The following is a 2,463-nucleotide window of genomic DNA, read 5'->3' as shown; positions in this document are numbered from 1 at the left end:
GGGTCGATGTCGTTCAGCCTTGCGGTCGTGATCAGCGTCAGCATGAAGGCGCAGCGATCCGCCCCGCGATCGGAGCCGGCGAAGGTCCACGACTTCCGCCCGAGAGCCAGTCCGCGGATCGCCCGCTCGGCCGCATTGTTGCTGAGGCAAATCCTGCCGTCGGTGGTGAAGCGGGCGAAGCCCTCCCAGCGCGTCAGCATGTAGTCCATGGCCTTGGCGACCGGAGCATGACGCGACAGGCGCGCCCGCTCGGTCCGCATCCAGTCCTCCAGATCGGCGAGAACGGCCACGCTTCGCTGCTGCCGGGCGGCGAGACGCTCGTCGGTGGAGCGGCCGTTCACCTCCCGTTCGATGTCGAACAGGACGTCGATGCGCTTCACCGCCTCCAGCGCCAGCGGCGAGATCGGTGCTGCGTTCTTTCCCCGCCGGGCGCTCCGGGCGATGTCGGCGAGCTCGAAGAACTTCCGGCGGCCGTGAGACCAGCACAGCGCCTCGGTCACAGGCCCCGGACTTCGGTCCATGGCGTACAGGCGACCATAGCCCGCATAGGCGTCGGCCTGGAGGATTCCGCCATAGCCGGCGAGATGGCGCTCGGGATGTTCCGCCGTTCGGTCTCTGGAGGCGTAGAACAGAGCTGCCGGCGGCGCCGGGCCGCCGAACGGTCGATCATCGCGAACATAGACCCAGACCCGACCGGTCACCGTCTTGCCCTTGGCCAGGATCGGCACCGTCGTGTCATCGCCGTGCAGCCGCTCGGCGGCAAGGACATGCCGCTCGATCAGATCGTGCAGCGGACGAAGGGGGTGGACGCAGGCGCCGACCTGGTCGGCGAGTGTCGACAGGCTGAGGTCGATCCCCTCCCGGCCGTAGCGTTCCGACTGGCGGTTCAGCGGCTGATGCTGCCCGTACTTCTCGAACAGGATCATCGCGAGCAGGCTCGGACCGAGGAAGCCGCGGGGCGTAGGATGGAACGGCGCCGGCGGCTGGCTGATCGTCTCGCACTCCCGGCAGGCGAACTTCTCCCGGACTGTCTGGATCACCTTCCACTGGCGCGGGATCACCTCCAGCGTCTCGGTGATGGCCTCGCCAAGCTTCGACAGTCTGGTCGAACCGCAGCAGGAGCATGAGGTCGGCGCCTCGATCACCACCCGTTCCCGCGGCAGATGCTCCGGGAATGGCTTCTTCGAGGGGCGCTTGCGGGTAAAGGCGTGAACGGTCATCGTCTTTGCCGCGGCCTGTTCGGCGGCAAGCTCGTCCTCGGTGGCGGCAGCCTGCGCGTCCTCGAGCTGCATCTCCAGTTGGTCGAGGAGACGCGCCTTCTTCTCCGACCGCGTCCCGTAGAGCTCGCGCTTGAGCTTTTCGATCTCCAGCGTCAGATGCGCGATCAGGGCTTCGGCACCGGATGCCACCGCCTTAACGCGGGCGGCGTCCGCAACGGCCTCGTCACGCTCGCGTTCGGCCGCCGCGAGGGCGGCCTTCAGGGCGGCGATGTCGTCCGGCGCGGCGGCCATGGCGGGAGGCTCGAAGCAGTTCGTGACAAAGCCGATTCTGCCACAGAACCCCTGCAATGCAAGGATTTTTGCCTATCCGACCGACGTCGGCCTCCAGGATTCCTGCGGATTTCGCCAGTCGATTCCAGACACAAGATAACCGAGTTGCGCCGGGGATATCGTCACCGCGCCATCCGCCACCGACGGCCAGAGAAAGCGCCCCCGTTCAAGCCTCTTCGTATAAAGGCACGCGCCCTGGCCATCATGCCAGATGATCTTCAAAAGGTCGCCTCTACGGCCACGAAAGCAGAACAGATGGCCGCTGTTCGGATCGCGCTTCAGCACCTCCTGCACCAGCAGCGACAGGCCCGGGAAGCCCTTGCGCATATCCGTGTGCCCCGTCGCCAGCCAGACCCGTACCCCGCTCGGGACCGGGATCATTCTCCCGTTCTCGTCTTCGAACAGGCCGACGGCAAATTCAATCGATCGACCACATCGAGAATGCGGGCAAGGGCGCGGGCGTCAATCTCCGCATCGATCCGGACAACCCGGTTGCCAGACAGCTCAATCTCGACGCAACGCTGGCGCTCGCAAGGACGAGCGCCAGCATCCCGATCCTGCTCCGGTCCCTCATCGGGTTCGATCTCGGGCGACACCGCAACAGGCAGGAAAGTCGGGCCCCGATCCTGCGCATCCAAACGAAACTTTCGGATCCAACGGTAGATCGACGATGGATCGACATCGTACCGGCGGGCGACCGCCACCACGCTGGCGTCCTCCTCCAGCGCCGACATCACAATCTCTTCCTTCAAGGCTGTCGGCCAGTGTCGACGGCCGCCGCCATCCCGAACAAGATCGATCCGATGGTAGGTCACGTGGATATCCTCATTGCTTGCACCGTGGTCACCACACCACGCCGCAAAAACAACGATCTCATCCAAAGTTCGCAAGGCGGCTCACGCCGGAGGCACAC

3 protein-coding genes are annotated in these 2,463 nt (G+C 65.5%); all 3 read right to left on the bottom strand.

Annotated features, from left to right (window positions below):
* A partial coding sequence (tnpC, locus tag VQ042_RS25235; RefSeq protein ID WP_331822997.1) for an IS66 family transposase occupies nt 1-1,511 on the bottom strand: 1,511 nt, incomplete at its 3' end.
* Between the two features lie 72 nt (nt 1,512-1,583).
* Nucleotides 1,584-1,931 (bottom strand): IS66 family insertion sequence element accessory protein TnpB, encoded by a 348-nt coding sequence (tnpB, locus tag VQ042_RS25230; RefSeq protein WP_331822996.1) that lies wholly within the window; start codon nt 1,929-1,931, stop codon nt 1,584-1,586.
* Nucleotides 1,928-2,365 (bottom strand): IS66-like element accessory protein TnpA, encoded by a 438-nt coding sequence (gene tnpA, locus VQ042_RS25225; RefSeq protein WP_331822995.1) that lies wholly within the window; start codon nt 2,363-2,365, stop codon nt 1,928-1,930. Before tnpA ends, tnpB begins: the two co-directional genes overlap by 4 nt.
* Nucleotides 2,366-2,463: the final 98 nt, after the last annotated feature.

This window comes from Aurantimonas sp. A2-1-M11, assembly GCF_036549475.1.
In the GTDB taxonomy this organism is placed as follows: Bacteria; Pseudomonadota; Alphaproteobacteria; order Rhizobiales; family Rhizobiaceae; genus Aurantimonas.
Note: the sequence above shows the minus strand (reverse complement) of the source record. Positions and strands in the feature narration are given on the sequence as shown.

Bases quoted from the DNA above. Each gene is read 5' to 3' on its own strand.
- tnpB (WP_331822996.1), bottom strand. From the start codon at position 1,931: ATGATCCCGGTCCCGAGCGGGGTACGGGTCTGGCTGGCGACGGGGCAC.